Origin of the sequence: Pseudomonas sp. P7548, from assembly GCF_013386585.1 — a bacterium.
Lineage (GTDB): Bacteria > Pseudomonadota > Gammaproteobacteria > Pseudomonadales > Pseudomonadaceae > Aquipseudomonas.
Map to the genome: position 1 here is coordinate 1 of NZ_JACARO010000226.1, position 469 is coordinate 469.

General features: G+C 64.2%; 1 protein-coding gene. It reads left to right on the top strand.

The features are described 5' to 3' along the window. The first annotated feature begins 57 nt into the window (after positions 1-57). Positions 58-453 (top strand): carboxymuconolactone decarboxylase family protein, encoded by a 396-nt coding sequence (locus HX803_RS32435; RefSeq protein WP_178926123.1) that lies wholly within the window; start codon positions 58-60, stop codon positions 451-453. Positions 454-469: the final 16 nt, after the last annotated feature.

The window sequence follows — 469 nt, forward strand, 5'->3', positions numbered from 1 at the left end:
CGCCGCAGCAAGTGGCGGCGTTGATGCGCGACTTTTTAACCGATTCGGAGACCCACCATGGATAAGTCATTGCAAGCCAGTGGCGAGCGCGTACGCCGCCACGTGCTAGGAGACGCCTACGTCGAGCAGGCCCTGGGCCGGGCCGACGATTTCTCGCGGCCGTTCCAAGACGTGTTGAATGAATATTGCTGGGGCATGGTCTGGACCGACGACGCCCTGGACCTCAAGCAACGCAGCCTGCTCAACCTGGGCATGCTCGCGGCGCTGGGGCGCATGGAGGAGTTCGGGGTGCATTTTTGCGGCGCCCTGCGCAACGGTTTGACCGATGAGGAATTGCGCGCAGCCCTGGTGCAAATCGCGGTGTATTGCGGCATTCCGGCGGGCGTCGAAGCCTTCCGCGTAGCGCGCAAGGCCCGGGAAGGCATGGCTCCGATGGAATCGCCTACCGGCTGACGCCCACCCCTTGCAC